The sequence below is a fragment of the Streptomyces sp. NPDC029041 genome, assembly GCF_040637515.1.
In the GTDB taxonomy this organism is placed as follows: Bacteria; Actinomycetota; Actinomycetes; order Streptomycetales; family Streptomycetaceae; genus Streptomyces.
This window is the reverse complement of sequence record NZ_JBEZWO010000008.1, coordinates 30,565-44,518: the sequence shown is the minus strand read 5'-3', so window position 1 is coordinate 44,518 and position 13,954 is coordinate 30,565. Positions and strand designations below refer to the sequence as shown.

General features: G+C 69.2%; 10 protein-coding genes. 1 reads left to right on the top strand and 9 read right to left on the bottom strand.

What is annotated here, in order from left to right; genetic code table 11:
• Positions 1 to 50: 50 nt before the first annotated feature.
• From AB0F04_RS21455 to AB0F04_RS21435, 5 genes are all read right to left on the bottom strand, one after another.
• Positions 51 to 983: a hypothetical protein gene (locus AB0F04_RS21455; RefSeq protein WP_362043568.1), complete on the bottom strand. Its 933-nt coding sequence runs from the start codon at positions 981 to 983 to the stop codon at positions 51 to 53.
• The gene (gene sigM / locus AB0F04_RS21450) at positions 980 to 1,705 is read right to left on the bottom strand and encodes an RNA polymerase sigma factor SigM (protein ID WP_362043567.1); all 726 of its coding nucleotides are present in this window, start codon (positions 1,703 to 1,705) and stop codon (positions 980 to 982) included. The genes AB0F04_RS21455 and sigM overlap by 4 nt, the downstream gene beginning before the upstream one ends.
• Positions 1,706 to 1,729: 24 nt before the next feature.
• Entirely contained in the window at positions 1,730 to 3,448 is a 1,719-nt protein-coding gene (locus AB0F04_RS21445) for a protein kinase family protein (protein WP_362043566.1), read from the bottom strand.
• Positions 3,449 to 3,588: 140 nt separating this feature from the next.
• The gene (gene murJ / locus AB0F04_RS21440; RefSeq protein WP_362043565.1) at positions 3,589 to 5,865 is read right to left on the bottom strand and encodes a murein biosynthesis integral membrane protein MurJ; all 2,277 of its coding nucleotides are present in this window, start codon (positions 5,863 to 5,865) and stop codon (positions 3,589 to 3,591) included.
• A gap of 43 nt (positions 5,866 to 5,908) precedes the next feature.
• Complete coding sequence (locus tag AB0F04_RS21435; RefSeq protein ID WP_362043564.1) at positions 5,909 to 8,329, bottom strand: DUF6049 family protein; 2,421 nt, start codon at positions 8,327 to 8,329, stop codon at positions 5,909 to 5,911.
• Positions 8,330 to 8,595: 266 nt separating this feature from the next.
• On the opposite strand from AB0F04_RS21435, the gene AB0F04_RS21430 reads away from it, so the two are divergent.
• On the top strand, positions 8,596 to 10,041 hold the full coding sequence (locus AB0F04_RS21430; RefSeq protein ID WP_362043563.1) for a CCA tRNA nucleotidyltransferase: 1,446 nt from the start codon (positions 8,596 to 8,598) through the stop codon (positions 10,039 to 10,041).
• Positions 10,042 to 10,149: 108 nt separating this feature from the next.
• Here the strand turns inward: AB0F04_RS21430 and AB0F04_RS21425 are convergent, their stop codons facing one another.
• From AB0F04_RS21425 to AB0F04_RS21410, 4 genes are all read right to left on the bottom strand, one after another.
• Positions 10,150 to 10,629, bottom strand: a complete 480-nt coding sequence (locus AB0F04_RS21425; protein ID WP_362043562.1) for a hypothetical protein — start codon at positions 10,627 to 10,629, stop codon at positions 10,150 to 10,152.
• Between the two features lie 123 nt (positions 10,630 to 10,752).
• Complete coding sequence (locus AB0F04_RS21420) at positions 10,753 to 12,015, bottom strand: MFS transporter (RefSeq protein WP_362043561.1); 1,263 nt, start codon at positions 12,013 to 12,015, stop codon at positions 10,753 to 10,755.
• Between the two features lie 87 nt (positions 12,016 to 12,102).
• Entirely contained in the window at positions 12,103 to 13,185 is a 1,083-nt protein-coding gene (locus tag AB0F04_RS21415; RefSeq protein ID WP_362043560.1) for an inositol-3-phosphate synthase, read from the bottom strand.
• Positions 13,186 to 13,229: 44 nt separating this feature from the next.
• Entirely contained in the window at positions 13,230 to 13,916 is a 687-nt protein-coding gene (locus AB0F04_RS21410) for a PadR family transcriptional regulator (RefSeq protein WP_362043559.1), read from the bottom strand.
• Positions 13,917 to 13,954: the final 38 nt, after the last annotated feature.

Sequence of the window (13,954 nt, the reverse complement as noted above, 5' to 3'; positions counted from 1 at the left end):
CGGAGATGCGGCACCAAGCGGTGACCCCGGGGGTGTGGACGAGCGCTCGCTCAGGCGGAGGGGTAGGTGCGCTTCAGAAGGACCTCGCCGGCCGCGGTGGCTGCCGCGTGCTCGACACACGTCGCGTCGACGATGTAGGCGGTGACCCGAGTGGCGTCGGAAGCGTCGGGAAGCAGCACGAGCATGGCCTTCTTCCCTTGATAGATGCCGTTCTCTGTAGCCAGTGCCGGATCATCGCGTCCGATGCCGTCGCGGACGCAGCCGGGCACCACGGGTGCTTCGAAGACCTTGTACTGGTTGGAGCCGGGGGCCGTCGCCGCGCCGTAGGGGGTGCGGGAGCCGCCACCCTTGGCCTTGTCCTGGGCCAGGAGTTCGGTGACCTGCTTCTGCAGCTTTCCTTCGGAGAAGGTGTCCGCGGCGGTGGTCTGTCGTCCGCCCTCATGAGGCGGGTTGTTGTCGCCGAGGGACGACAGCAGGACCGAGCCCAGTCCCAGCGCGGCCACCGTGAAGACGGTCCCCAGGACGGCGACCCTGCGGCGTCCCATGCGTGTGCGGCCCTTGCGTCCCGGACCGGTGGTGGAGGAGCGCGGGCGGCCGACAGGCCGGTCGGCGGGTGTTGATGTTTCACGTGAAACATGCGCACCGCTGTGGTCACCGGAGGGGGCATCGGCAGCGCCGGGACGGGGCGTACGCACCGGCTCAGGGCTTTCCTCGGACTCCGTACCGTTGGCGTTCAGCAGAGCCTCGGCGGCGAGAGCGGCATCGATGCGGCCCGCGACATCGGCGGGCATCCGCGGCGGGCCCGGCAGCGTGCCGAGCAGCCCGCGGATCTCCTCCAGGGAGGCGTACACGTCCGCGCAGAGTTCGCATGCGCCGAGGTGCCCGCGCAGATCGGTGGTCCGGGCCGGTGGGAGGAGCCCCTCGGCGAGGTCGGAGATCTCCGCGACGTCCGGGTGCCCGGCCATGTCTGTCGTCGACGTCACGCTCGTCCACCTCCGCCCTTCACAGCAGCTGAGTCGGTCGGTCCTGTATTAGGGGCTTCCGTCTGGTGCGGCCCCGCTGCGGGTGGGACGGCTGTCCCCTGCGTCCGGTTCCGTTCTCCGCCCGGGTTCTTGCTCCCGCCGCCGCTGTCCGGCCGCAGGTGGGTGAGCAGCGGCAGAAGTCTGGCCCGTCCGCGCGCGCATCTGCTCTTCACCGTGCCGGTGGGCACTTCGAGAATCCGGGCCGCCTCCGCGACCGGGTAGCCCTGCATGTCCACCAGGACGAGCGCGGCACGCTGGTCGGCCGGCAGAGTCCCCAGGGCTTCGATGAGCTGGCGGTGAAGATCGTTGCGCTCGGCAGGGGCCGAAGCCGACTCGTGCGGCTCCAGCAGCTGCTCCAGGCGCTCGGTGTCGTCCACGGGGGAGGTCTTCCGGGAGGCCGTTTTACGGGCACGGTCCAGGCAGGCGTTCACCGTGATCCTGTGCAGCCACGTCGTGACGGCCGACTGGCCCCGGAAGGTGTGGGCGGCCCGATAGGCGGACACGAGGGCGTCCTGCACGGCGTCAGCGGCCTCCTCGCGGTCACCGAGCGTCCGCAGGGCGACGGCCCACAGCCGGTCACGATGCCGCCGCACGATCTCACCGAAGGCGTCGGGGTCGCCTTCGACGTGCCGTGCGAGGAGATCCTGATCACTGGCACCGCTGTGCTCGGTGCGGTCTGCCATCGGACCCCCTCCCTCGTTCGGCTCTCAGCCCGTGAACTTCACTTCGGTGATGGCCTGCTTGTACCCCTTGTTGCTGTAGTTGGCCGGGTCGTCGCCGGAGTATGGCAGCGCGGTGAGCCAGACCAGGACGTACCGGCTCTTCACAGGCTTGTCGACGCTCACTTTGAGGGATGTGCCGCTCGTCGTCGCCGTGCCGAGCTTCCGCATGGAGCTCAGCGGCGTCGACGACCCCAGGGAATCCGTCGCGTACAGCTCGGCCGTGGTGTGGTCATTGCCGTACCGCAGCGACAGGGTCGCGGCTGAGACCTTCTGCTCGGATCCGAGGTCGTAGACGATGCCGACACCCGGCTTTATCACCATCTGCGGACCGTCCAGGTAGCTGCTGGTCCGCCAAGCCGTCGAGGTGTTGCCGTCATAGGTCTTCCCCACATCGGCGGGGTGCTGGGCAGCCCCCTTGGCGACGTACTCCTCGGCGTCCTTGATCGGGATCGGCCTCGACGGCGCTGCGTTCTTGTTCTTCTCGCCGCCCTCGTGGTCCTGCGTCTTGGTCGGCTCGTCGTTCTTGCCGCCCTGCTCCATCAGCGCGTCTGCCAGCTGCCAGCTGCCGAGGCCCAGTGCGGCGATCAGGAGCGCGGAGACGGTCCACTTCAGTGCCTTGCCCGTGCGGCTCTGCAGCGGGGGCGGCGGGGTCGGCACCGGCTGTGCGGCGCCCATGTGCGGTGCCGGGCGGCCGTACGTGCCCTGCTGGTACGTCGTGCGCTGGTACTCGGGCGGGGCGGTGAACGCCGGCTCCGGCGGGCGGATGCGGGGCATCTCGCCGATCGCCTTCACCAGCTCCTCCGGCGTGGTGCACGGCGACTCGTGCCGGGAAGCGGTCGCGCCGTCGTTGACGAGCGCGCGCATGGAGAGCTCGGACAGGCCGCGGTGCACGCCGGCCCGCACCTGGTCGGGTGCGATCAGACCGATGTCCTTGGGCAGGCCCGACAGGCCGTAGGCGTCACTCTCGTACGGCCAGCGCTGCGTGAGCGCCGCGTACAGCAGGGCGCCGATCGCCTCGGTGTCCGTGCGCTGCGGGGTGTCGGACGAGACGCCGCGCAGGGCGGCGTTCACGGCGAGGCCGCGGATGCGCCACTGGCCGGTCGAGGCGCGCAGGACGGCGTTGGGATTCAGCCGCAGATGGGCGAGGCCCTCGCGGTGGGCGGCCGCCATGGCGGAGGAGACCTGACTGACCATCTGGTAGGCGTCGTAGGGCTCCAGGGGGCCGGAGGCGAGGAGTGTGGTCAGCTCCGTCGCGTCGGGAAGCCACTCGTGGACGACATAGACGACGTCGTTCTCCTCCACCGCGTCCAGCACCTGGACGAAACGCGGGTCACCCAGCAGGGCGGAGGAGCGGGCGGCCGCCAGGACGGACCGGGCCCGCGCGTGGTCGGCGGGCAGGATGTGCACCCCGACGGCACGGCGGAGTTTCTCGTCCACGGCACGCCAACTGCTGAAACCGTCCAGCCGGGTGATGCACTCCTCGAGGCGGTAGCGTCTGGCGAGCTTGTGGCCACTGTGCAGTTCGGGAGGCGAGGTCGTTCCGGCACCGTCGGTCCTGGTGCTCTCCTGTACCTCGTCGCTGTCCGTGTCCCGCTCCCGGTTCTTGGCCACCCCGTCGGCCGTGGACTGGTCCGCCTGTGCGGTCAGCGACGCCTCGTCGCTGTTGTCTGCCACGTCGACGGCAGCCGTACTCCGTTCCGCCACCGTCGTTCCTGCCTCCCCATCCATTACGCGCCGGCCGGCGTCCCATGTCCGCCGTGCGACGCCGAAACCAATTGTGCCCACAGTCCGCCGCTAAGCACGACACGCGGTGGCTGACGATGGTTGTGCGCCTACCCCCCGACTCAGCGTCCCAGGCGCCCGCGCACCATGCCGACCAGGGAGTTGAGCTCCTCGATGCGCATGCGGCGGGCGGCGACGAAGAAGATCCCGAGGAGCACGGCGCCGCCTGCCAGGACCGCGACGAGAGAGCCGACCGGGCCCTGGCCGAGTGTGTGGCCGATGCCGTAGCAGGCCGCGCCGCTGAGCAGGGCGGCCGGGACCGACGCGATGCACAGCCGGGCGTAAGTCCGCAGGACCCGGGCGCCGTCGAGGTCCCCCCCGAGGCGCTTGCGCAGCCGTTGCCAGGCGACGCCGACGCCGATCGCGTAGGCCAGGCCGTACGAGGCGGCCATGCCGACCACGGCCCAGCGGGAGGGGATGACGAAGAAGCAGATCGCCGAGGCGCCGGCGTTGACCGCGGCCACGATGACCGTGTTGTAGAAGGGAGTTCGGGTGTCCTCGTAGGCGTAGAAGGCACGCAGGACCACGTACTGCACGGAGTACGGGATCAGTCCGAGGCCGAACGCCATCAGCATGAAGCCCATGTTGGTGGCTTCGCTGGTGCCCGAGGAGCCGAACATCAGCGTGCACATGGGGATGCCGAGGGAGAGGAAGCCGAACGCGATCGGCACGATCGCGACCGCCGTGGTGCGCAGGCCCTGGGAGATGTCGTCGCGGACGGCTCCCCCGTCGCCCTCCGCCGCGGAACGCGACAGGCGCGGCAGCAGGGCGGCCATGAGGGAGACCGTGATGATGGCCTGCGGCAGGCCCCAGATGAGCTGTGCGTTGGCGTAGGCGGAGAAGCCGGTGCCGTCCACGGGCGAGGCCTTGCCCGCCGCGGTGGACAGCTGGATGACGATCATGGCGCCGGCCTGGTTCGCGAGGACGAACAGCACCGTCCACTTGGCGAGCGTGACGGCCTTGCCGAGGCCCTGGCCCTTCCAGTCGAAGCGCAGCCGCAGCCGGAAGCCGGTCTCCCTCAGGTAGGGGATCATCGCGAGCGCCTGGACCACGAGGCCGAGGAGGACGCCGATGCCGAGCAGGCGCTGGCCCTCCGGCGGGATGTTCGCTGCCTTCATCCCGGAGTCGGCCGCGGTGCCGTAGACGTAGATGAACATGCCCAGCGTCACGATGATGACGATGTTGTTCAGGACCGGGGTCCACATCATCGCGCCGAATTTGCCGCGGGCGTTGAGGATCTGGCCCATGACCACGTGGATGCCCATGAAGAAGATCGTGGGCAGGAAGTACTGGGCGAAGGTGACGGCGACCCGGTTCGCCGCCGGGTCGCTGGCGACCGGGTCGGACAGCACGCGGATCAGGAACGGCGCGCCGACGACCGCGAGCGCCGTGAGCGCGCCGAGCGTCACGATGACCAGGGTGAGCAGACGGTTGGCGTACGCTTCGCCGCCGTCGTCGTCCTCCTTCATGGCCCGCACGAGTTGCGGCACGAAGACGGAGTTGAGACCACCGCCGACGGTGAGGATGTAGATCATCGTGGGCAGCTGGTAGGCGACCTGGAAGGTGTCACCGAGGAGGCCGACGCCCAGTGCCGACACGATCAGCGCGGAACGGATGAAGCCCGTGAGGCGGGAGACCATCGTGCCGGCGGCCATCACGGCGCTGGACTTCATCAGTCCCGCCGCGCGGCCGCTCTTCTTCGGAGCGGGCGCGGCGTCGGGCTCAGGATCCTGTGCCTCGTCCACGAGGGGCGGTACGGCCATGGTCTGGTCAGCGGCCGGGTACGGGCCCTGCGGTGCGTAGGGGCCCTGTGCCGTCTGCCCCGGGGCCGCGGAAGGGCCGGGTACGGACGGCGACTCGTAGGACGGGTGACCGCTGCTGTGCTGCTGGTCACGGAAGAGATGCGCGAACGCGTCCGGTTCCTGGCGAGGCTGGCCCGCCTGGGAGACGAGGTCGTCCACGCCCACGAACTGGGTGGTGCGGGGGTCGTCGCCGTACGGCAGATGCCGCGTAGGGCCGTCCGGCTCCGGGGCGGGCGTCTGCGCCCACACCTGCGGATCGGGCGCGTACGGCGACTGCGCGGGCGGCCCGTACAGCTGCTGCTGCGGCTGGTACGTACCGGGGGCGGGCGGCTCGTGCGCGGCACGGTCGTAGAACGCCTCGTCGACCGGATCCTGCGCGCGGTAGGGGTCCTGGCCGTAGGCGTCCTGGAGGTAGATGTCCGCGGGCGGCTGCGGCACCTGGCCGTGCTCGGGCGGTGAGCCCTCGGGCCCGCCCGTATCGGGGTAGCCCGGGCTGCCCGCGGCACGGCCGCGGTCACCGTCGTACGGCGCGTTCATGGTTACCCCACCTCATCGTCCCGGGCCGACCGGCCACGATTTCTCAACGGTCCACTCTCTCACCCGTGCCGGACGGGTCGGCGCTTCCCGCTGCGGTGTCCGGGGCCGGGTCACTCGGCTGCTGGGGGGCGTCCGGCCGCGCGCCGGCGCCGGACTCCTCCTCGAGACGTGTGCCGGATGCCTCCGGGTTCCGCGAAGCGGCGGCCCGGTCCTGCGGCTCGCCGGCCTCGTCGTCCGCCTGCGTGGTCTCGCCTTCGGCGGTTTCGTCCTCGGCGGCCTCACGGGCGGCGGCGCGCTTGCGCTGGGTGTACATGCGGAAGCCCGCGAGGACCAGGAGCAGGACACCACCGCCGATGACCAGCATCACCGTGGGCGTGACTTCGGTGACCCGGACGTCGAAGGTCATCGGGGCGCCGTACCTCTGGCCGTCCTCCGTGTAGAGCTGGGCGACGACCTCCGCCTGGCCGTTGGCGTTGGCCGACGTGGTGAACTTCACCGACTGCGCGTGGCCGCCGTTGACGGTGACGGGCTGCTCCTCGTAGGCGCGGCCGTTGATCTTGAGGCGGGTGGGGTTCGTCGACGTGAGCCGCAGCTTCAGGTTCTCGACGCCCTGGACCAGGTTGTTCTGCACGGTCACGGGGATCGTGGCGCTGCGGCCGGAGAGCTTGGTCTCCGACTTCTGGATGAGCTTGACCCCGTCGATGAGTCCGTTGAGGTACGACTCGATTCCGTCGCGGTACCCCACCGCCTCTACGCCCCGGCCGCGCCACGACGTGGACATCTCGCGGTTCATGGCCCGCCCGAACGGGGTCACCACCCGGGCCTGGCGAGTGAGGATCACCTGGAACTTGTCGAGCTTGCCCTGCGTCCTGGCGATCTGTTCGAAGGCGGCTCGTGGCAGCTCCTGCTTGCGCAACGCGGAGGGGTACACGGAGGCCGACGGCACCTTCGTGTTGGCGGACGGATCGGGCTTGGCCTTGGCGGCGGCCGTGAGGTCCTGTGACTCGGACCAGTTCCCGACCTGGAGGGCCCCCATCGCCTGGGCCATGGCCTGGGCCTGGCTCACGGACGGCATGCGCTGCGGGGCGACGACCACGCTGCGCTGCTTGCCGGTCTGCAGGCCGAGCGTCAGGCTCTGGGCCAGGAAACGCTGCACGGCGAGCGTGGAGGCGGAGGCCTTGGTCAGGTCACCCTGGAACGCCGTGGACATCCGGGAGTCCGCGACGACGGCCGTGGTGCCGCCACCGATGGGCCGGGCAGCGGACGGCGTGTACGACAGGTTGTCCTGGAGGCTGTCGCTGCGGGTGATCACCTTGTCGGCGCCGGCGGATGTGGCGACCTTCACGATCGAGGGGTCGACGGCGCCGTCCACCGGCCACGCGAAGTCCGTGGACGGTTTCACGTGGAGGATCGTGTTCACCGTGTCGTCGGCGACGTCGGTGGCCTCCTTGAGGTGGTTCAGCGAGCCGGTGACGCTCGTGCCGTTGTGGGCGAGGGAGGCCAGGTCCGGGTCACCGGACGGCAGAGCGGCGATCTCTTCTCCCGTCACCGCCTGCTGGAGCTCGGCCAGCCAGTGCTTCGCGAGTTCCTGGTTCTTGCCGGGGGCGGTGGTGCCGTCCGCACCGCGGACCTCGTAGCTCCCCGTCATCGCGTCGACGGACGCCAGCAGGTCCGGGTCGATCACCCAGGTGACGTCGAGGCCCTTGCCGAGCGTCACCATCTGGTCGAGGCGGCCGCCCGGGGCGATCTCCCTGGCCAGCCCGTCATCACGGAAGACCGGCGTCTGCTGTTCGTTCGACCCCGTCTCGGCTGTCATATGGGCGCCGGAGATGAGAGGCCACAGGAACGTGGTCTTCGTCTTGGTGCCTGCCTCCTCCGGCTGCCACGGCAGGAACGTGCGCTGGACGCCCAGAACCTGGTCCCAGGGCTGTGCCGTGGTCTCCCCGGAGAGCGCGACGGCCAGCTGGTAGACGCCGTCCCGGCCGAGATCCAGCTTGTCGGCCGGTACCGAGATGCTGAAGGGCTCCGCGACGCCGGGGGTGAGCGCCGCGAACTTCTCGGTGTACTTGCCGCCGACCTTTTCGCCGGAGGGCCCTTGGAGGGCGTTGCTCTTCTTGGCCAGGGTGTCGATCGCCGAACGAGTGCCGAGCGGAGGGCCCACCTGCAGGTCTACGTGGGCGCCGGTCACCGTCTGCTTGCCGTTGTTGGTGACCGTGCCCGACACGGTCACCGTGTCCCCCTCGGAGGGAGCACTGGGGCTGAGCGAATTGATCGCGACCGACACCGAGCCGGTGCCGGCGGCAGCCTGCGAGAACTCCTGTCCGGCCGCTTCCGCCGCCGTCGCGGCGGGCAACTGGAGGAGTCCGGCCAGCAGCGGCGCGCCTGCGAGCAGTGCCCCTGTGCGCCGCAGCCAGCGGCGGGCAGGTGAGGCACTGGCCCTCTGGAAGTCTGCCGCCTCGGCCACGCGCTCGTCCGTCCCTCGTCGTCGTCAGTGGTCGTCGGAATGTGCGTCCACGCATGGTAACGATGCCCGCTGAGGGGAAGTGCCGCGGTCCGCTCCACAAGATCGCGAACGAGCAGCACACGGTCCTGTATGGAGCTCTATGGGGGAGGACGCTTCATTACAGGCCAAAAGTTCTACTTGTGCGTGTGAAGCGGATGGGTTCCCATGCTCGCGCACGCTGTATAGGAGGAGCTCGCGGTGGCCCGGGCCACGTACCCTCTTCTGTTGTGCCGAACGCCAACGAAGAAACGTCCAGTGCCCTGAGCCAGGTGCAGCACCGCGCGGTGAGTGAACTGCTGCGGGTCGCCCCTGTCGCCGACGACCTCGCCCGCCGCTTCCAGGAGGCCGGGTTCTCGCTTGCCCTGGTCGGCGGGTCGGTACGGGACGCGCTGCTGGGCCGGCTCGGCAACGACCTGGATTTCACGACGGACGCGCGCCCGGAGGACGTCCTCAAGATCGTCCGCCCCTGGGCGGACGCAGTGTGGGAGGTCGGAATCGCCTTCGGCACGGTCGGTGCGCACAAGGGCGGCTACCAGATCGAGGTGACCACCTACCGCTCCGAGGCCTACGACCGCACTTCACGCAAGCCCGAGGTGTCGTACGGGGACTCCATCGAGGAGGATCTCGTCCGCCGCGACTTCACCGTGAACGCGATGGCGGTGGCGCTGCCGGAGAAGGAGTTCGTCGATCCGCACGGTGGACTCGACGATCTCGCGGCGCGGGTGCTGCGCACTCCGGGGACCCCGGAGGAGTCGTTCTCGGACGACCCGCTGCGGATGATGAGGGCCGCACGCTTCGCGGCTCAGCTCGACTTCGAGGTCGCCCCCGAGGTCGTCATGGCGATGACGGAGATGGCCGGGCGCATCGAGATCGTCTCCGCCGAGCGGGTGCGGGACGAGCTGAACAAGCTGATCCTCTCGCAGCAGCCGCGTAAGGGCCTGACACTTCTCGTCGAGACGGGCCTGGCCGAACGTGTCGTGCCCGAGCTGCCGGCCCTGCGTCTGGAGCGTGACGAGCACCACCGTCACAAGGACGTGTACGACCACTCGCTGATCGTCCTGGAGCAGGCGATGGCACTGGAGGAGGACGGTCCCGACCTCACCCTTCGGCTGGCCGCACTGTTGCACGACATCGGCAAGCCGCGCACGCGCCGCTTCGAGAAGGACGGCCGGGTCTCGTTCCACCACCATGAGGTGGTGGGGGCGAAGATGACCAAGAAGCGCATGACGGCTCTGAAGTACTCCAACGAGCTGGTGAAGGACGTCTCACGTCTGGTCGAACTCCACCTGCGCTTCCACGGCTACGGCACCGGCGAATGGACGGACTCGGCGGTCCGGCGCTACGTCCGTGATGCCGGCCCGCTCCTCGACCGGCTGCACAAGCTGACCCGCTCGGACTGCACGACCCGCAACAAGCGCAAGGCTGCGGCCCTGTCCCGCGCCTACGACGGGCTGGAGGAGCGGATCGCCAAGCTGCAGGAGCAGGAGGAGCTGGACTCGATCCGTCCGGACCTCGACGGCAACCAGATCATGGAGATCCTCGGCGTGGGGCCCGGGCCGGTCATCGGCCGCGCGTACCAGCACATGCTGGAGCTGCGCTTGGAGCACGGGCCGATGGAGCCTGACGCCGCGGTGGCCGCGCTCAAGGAGTGGTGGGCCGGCCAGGAAAGCTGAGGTAGCAGAACGGGGTCATGTTTCACGTGAAACATGACCCCACAGCCGTACTCGAGGTAGGCGCAGGGGCGGTGTTTCACGTGAAACACCGCCCCTGCGCCTGTGGTCCTACTTGACCGACTTCAGGCAGAGGACGACATCGTGGTTGTCGCCCGACTGGTAGTACGCGATCTCCGCTTCCTTGACGGTTCCGCACTTGCTGCCGTTGCTGGTGTTGTCGAACTTCTCGATGACTTCGTACTGGGCATCACTGGATGAGCAATCGACCGTCGACAGGTCCGGCTGCGACTGCGAGCCCTTGTTGTGCATGCAGCTGCCCACCGATGTGGTCTCCGCGTCGGTCTTGCCTATCTGCCACTTGACCACGCCGATGATGATGGCGACGACGATGATCCCGACGACGCGCAGCAGCTTCTTGCTGAAGCGCCGGGCAGGGGCCGGCGGAGGAACCGGAGCCGCGCCCTGGGGCGGGAAGCCGGGCTGGCCGGGCTGCTGCGGGTAACCGCCCTGGGGCGGGAACGGAGCCGGGGGTGCAGCCCCGGGCTGGCCCTGCGCGAACGGATTGCCCTGGGGCGGCGGAGTAGTCACTTGGGGGTCCCCCTAGAACATGATGAGTGACGCGAACATGTCGCGAGATAAGACCCACGTAAAGTAGCGCTCTCCACTGACAACGCAGTAGCCGGAAGTGGCTCTGTGTCATTGATGTGACACTTACTGACGTCCAAACCGGGCCATACTCCCAGCTACCGCCGCGTAGATAACGGCGATCGCGATCACCAGGGGCACGGATCGGCCGTCCGGCGGCAGCATCAGGGCCGCGACGGCGGCCGCGCCGACGAAGAAGACGTTGAAGAGGACGTCGTAGACCGAGAAGATCCGGCCACGGAACCCGTCCTCCACCGAGGACTGGACGATGGTGTCGGTGGCGATCTTCGCGCCCTGAGTGGTCAGCCCCAGAACGAAGGCGGCGGCCAGCAGCGGGGCCGTGGCGAACGGCAACCCGAGGGCGGGCTCCAGCAGCGCCGCGGCCCCCGCACACACGACGATCCAGCGGCCCGGCCCGAGTCGTCCCGCGGTCCAGGGCGTCACCACCGCCGCCGCGAAGAACCCTGCCCCGGAGACACCCAACGCCAGCCCCAGCAAGGCAAGTCCGTCGTCCGTGGTCGAGGTGAGGGCGTACCGGCACAACATCAGCAGCATGACCAGCAGAGCGCCGTAGCAGAACCGCATCAAGGACATCGCCGCGAGTGCCCAGGCGGCCTCCCGGCGCTGTGGAGCGGCCAGGTGGCGTACGCCGGCCACCAGTTCGCGGGCGGTGCCCGTCAGAGCCGTCCCGATCTGCTCGCGCGGCAAGGGCCGGTCAGGTCCGAGGAGTTCCCGCGCCATGCTCAGCGACGCCAGAGCGGCGCACAGATAGAGCCCGGCTCCCACGAGCACCACCGCGGCGTCCGAGTCCGCCACCGCCAGGCGTACGACGAAGGCGAGTCCGCCGCCGGCGGTCGCCGCCAGCGTTCCGGCGGTCGGGGAGAGGGAATTGGCGATGACCAGGCGATCGGCGTCGACGACACGCGGCAGGGCGGCGGACAGCCCTGACAGGACGAAGCGGTTGACGGCGGTGACGCACAGAGCCGAGACGTAGAAGAGCCAGTCCGGAGCCGGACTGAGGATCAGCACGGCCGTGGCGCAGGCCAGCGCAGCGCGCAACAGACTCCCGTACAGCAGGACCTGACGGCGCCGCCAGCGATCCAGCAGGACACCGGCGAAAGGGCCGACGAGGGAGTACGGAAGCAGTAGCACGGCCATCGCGGAGGCGACCGCGGCCGCCGAGGTCTGCTTCTCCGGGGAGAAGACCACATACGCGGCGAGCGCGACCTGGTAGACGCCGTCGGCGCCCTGGGACAGCAGACGCACGGCGAGCAGGCGCCGGAAACCCTGGAAGCGCAACAGGACGCGCAGGTCACGGACGACGGCCATGGAGTCCAGCCTCACATATGGGGAGGGTCCCCGGGTCGTGCGACCCGGGGACCCTCACAGCCCTGGCAGGAGCGACTGTTGCGCGCGTCAGCGCTCGACCTCACCCTTGATGAACTTCTCGACGTTCTCACGGGCCTCGTCGTCGAAGTACTGCACGGGCGGGGACTTCATGAAGTAGCTCGACGCGGAGAGGATCGGACCGCCGATGCCGCGGTCCTTGGCGATCTTCGCGGCGCGCAGGGCGTCGATGATGACGCCGGCGGAGTTCGGGGAGTCCCAGACCTCGAGCTTGTACTCCAGGTTCAGCGGGACGTCACCGAAGGCACGGCCCTCGAGGCGGACGTAGGCCCACTTGCGGTCGTCCAGCCAGGCGACGTAGTCGGACGGACCGATGTGGACATTGCCCTCGCCCAGTTCACGGTCGCGGATCTGGGAGGTGACGGCCTGCGTCTTGGAGATTTTCTTCGACTCGAGGCGGTCGCGCTCGAGCATGTTCTTGAAGTCCATGTTGCCGCCGACGTTCAGCTGCATCGTGCGGTCCAGGACGACGCCCCGGTCCTCGAACAGCTTCGCCATCACACGGTGCGTGATGGTGGCACCCACCTGGGACTTGATGTCGTCGCCGACGATCGGGACGCCCGCCTCGGTGAACTTGTCCGCCCACTCCTTGGTGCCGGCGATGAAGACCGGAAGCGCGTTGACGAAGGCGACCTTGGCGTCGATGGCGCACTGCGCGTAGAACTTCGCCGCGTCCTCGGAGCCGACGGGCAGGTAGCACACGAGGACGTCGACCTGCTGGTCCTTGAGGACCTGGACGACGTCGACCGGCTCCTCGGCGGACTCCTCGATGGTCTCGCGGTAGTACTTGCCGAGGCCGTCGAGGGTGTGGCCGCGCTGCACCGTGACGCCCGTGCTGGGCACGTCGCAGATCTTGATGGTGTTGTTCTCGGAGGCGCCGATGGCGTCCGCCAGGTCGAGACCGACCTTCTTGGCGTCCACGTCGAAGGCGGCGACGAACTCGACGTCGCGTACGTGGTAGTCGCCGAACTGGACGTGCATCAGGCCCGGCACCTTGGACGCCGGGTCGGCGTCCTTGTAGTACTCGACTCCCTGCACCAGCGATGCGGCGCAGTTGCCCACACCGACGATGGCTACGCGAACCGAACCCATTCCGGTTGCTCCCTGTGTGTACGAGTGAGGCCCTGAGTGGGCTCTCACGTGGCGGTGTCGCCGGGCGCATCCGGACGGGGGTCTTCCCCCGGCCGGGGCAGGACGCCCGACGCTCCAGATGTGGTGTCACGCGAAGCGGGCTCTCCGGTGGCCGGACCCTTGAGGTCCCGCCCCGCCCGCTCGCTCTCGATGAGCTCGTTCAGCCAGCGCACCTCGCGCTCCACGGACTCCATCCCGTGGCGCTGAAGCTCGAGCGTGTAGTCGTCGAGACGCTCCCGGGTCCGGGCCAGGGAAGCGCTCATCTTCTCCAGCCGCTCCTCCAGCCGGCTGCGGCGGCCCTCCAGCACGCGCATACGGACATCGCGTGAGGTTTGCCCGAAGAAGGCGAAACGGGCTGCGAAGGTTTCGTCCTCGTACGCGTCCGGCCCGGTCTGCGAGAGCAGCTGCTCGAAGTGCTCCTTACCCTCCGCCGTCAGTCGGTAGACGATCTTGGCGCGGCGCCCCGTGAGGGGGGCGGCGAGGGTGTCCTCGGCGGCGCTGCTGCCCGTTTCCTCGATCAACCAGCCGTTTGCGACCAGCGTCTTGAGGCAGGGGTAGAGCGTCCCGTAGCTGAACGCACGGAACACCCCCAGCGAGGTGTTGAGCCGTTTGCGCAGCTCATAGCCGTGCATCGGAGATTCGCGGAGCAGGCCGAGTACGGCGAACTCGAGGATCCCGGAACGCCGGCTCATCGTCGCCTCCTCTCGCCGCGGTGCGCGTGTATCAGTCC

What these genes read in the sequence shown, in the direction of transcription:
- AB0F04_RS21415 (WP_362043560.1), bottom strand. Translation starts at nt 13,185, where the DNA reads ATGGGTTCGGTTCGCGTAGCCATCGTCGGTGTGGGCAACTGCGCCGCA.
- AB0F04_RS21410 (WP_362043559.1), bottom strand. Translation starts at nt 13,916, where the DNA reads ATGAGCCGGCGTTCCGGGATCCTCGAGTTCGCCGTACTCGGCCTGCTC.
- AB0F04_RS21420 (WP_362043561.1), bottom strand. Translation starts at nt 12,015, where the DNA reads ATGGCCGTCGTCCGTGACCTGCGCGTCCTGTTGCGCTTCCAGGGTTTC.
- sigM (WP_362043567.1), bottom strand. Translation starts at nt 1,705, where the DNA reads ATGGCAGACCGCACCGAGCACAGCGGTGCCAGTGATCAGGATCTCCTC.
- murJ (WP_362043565.1), bottom strand. Translation starts at nt 5,865, where the DNA reads ATGAACGCGCCGTACGACGGTGACCGCGGCCGTGCCGCGGGCAGCCCG.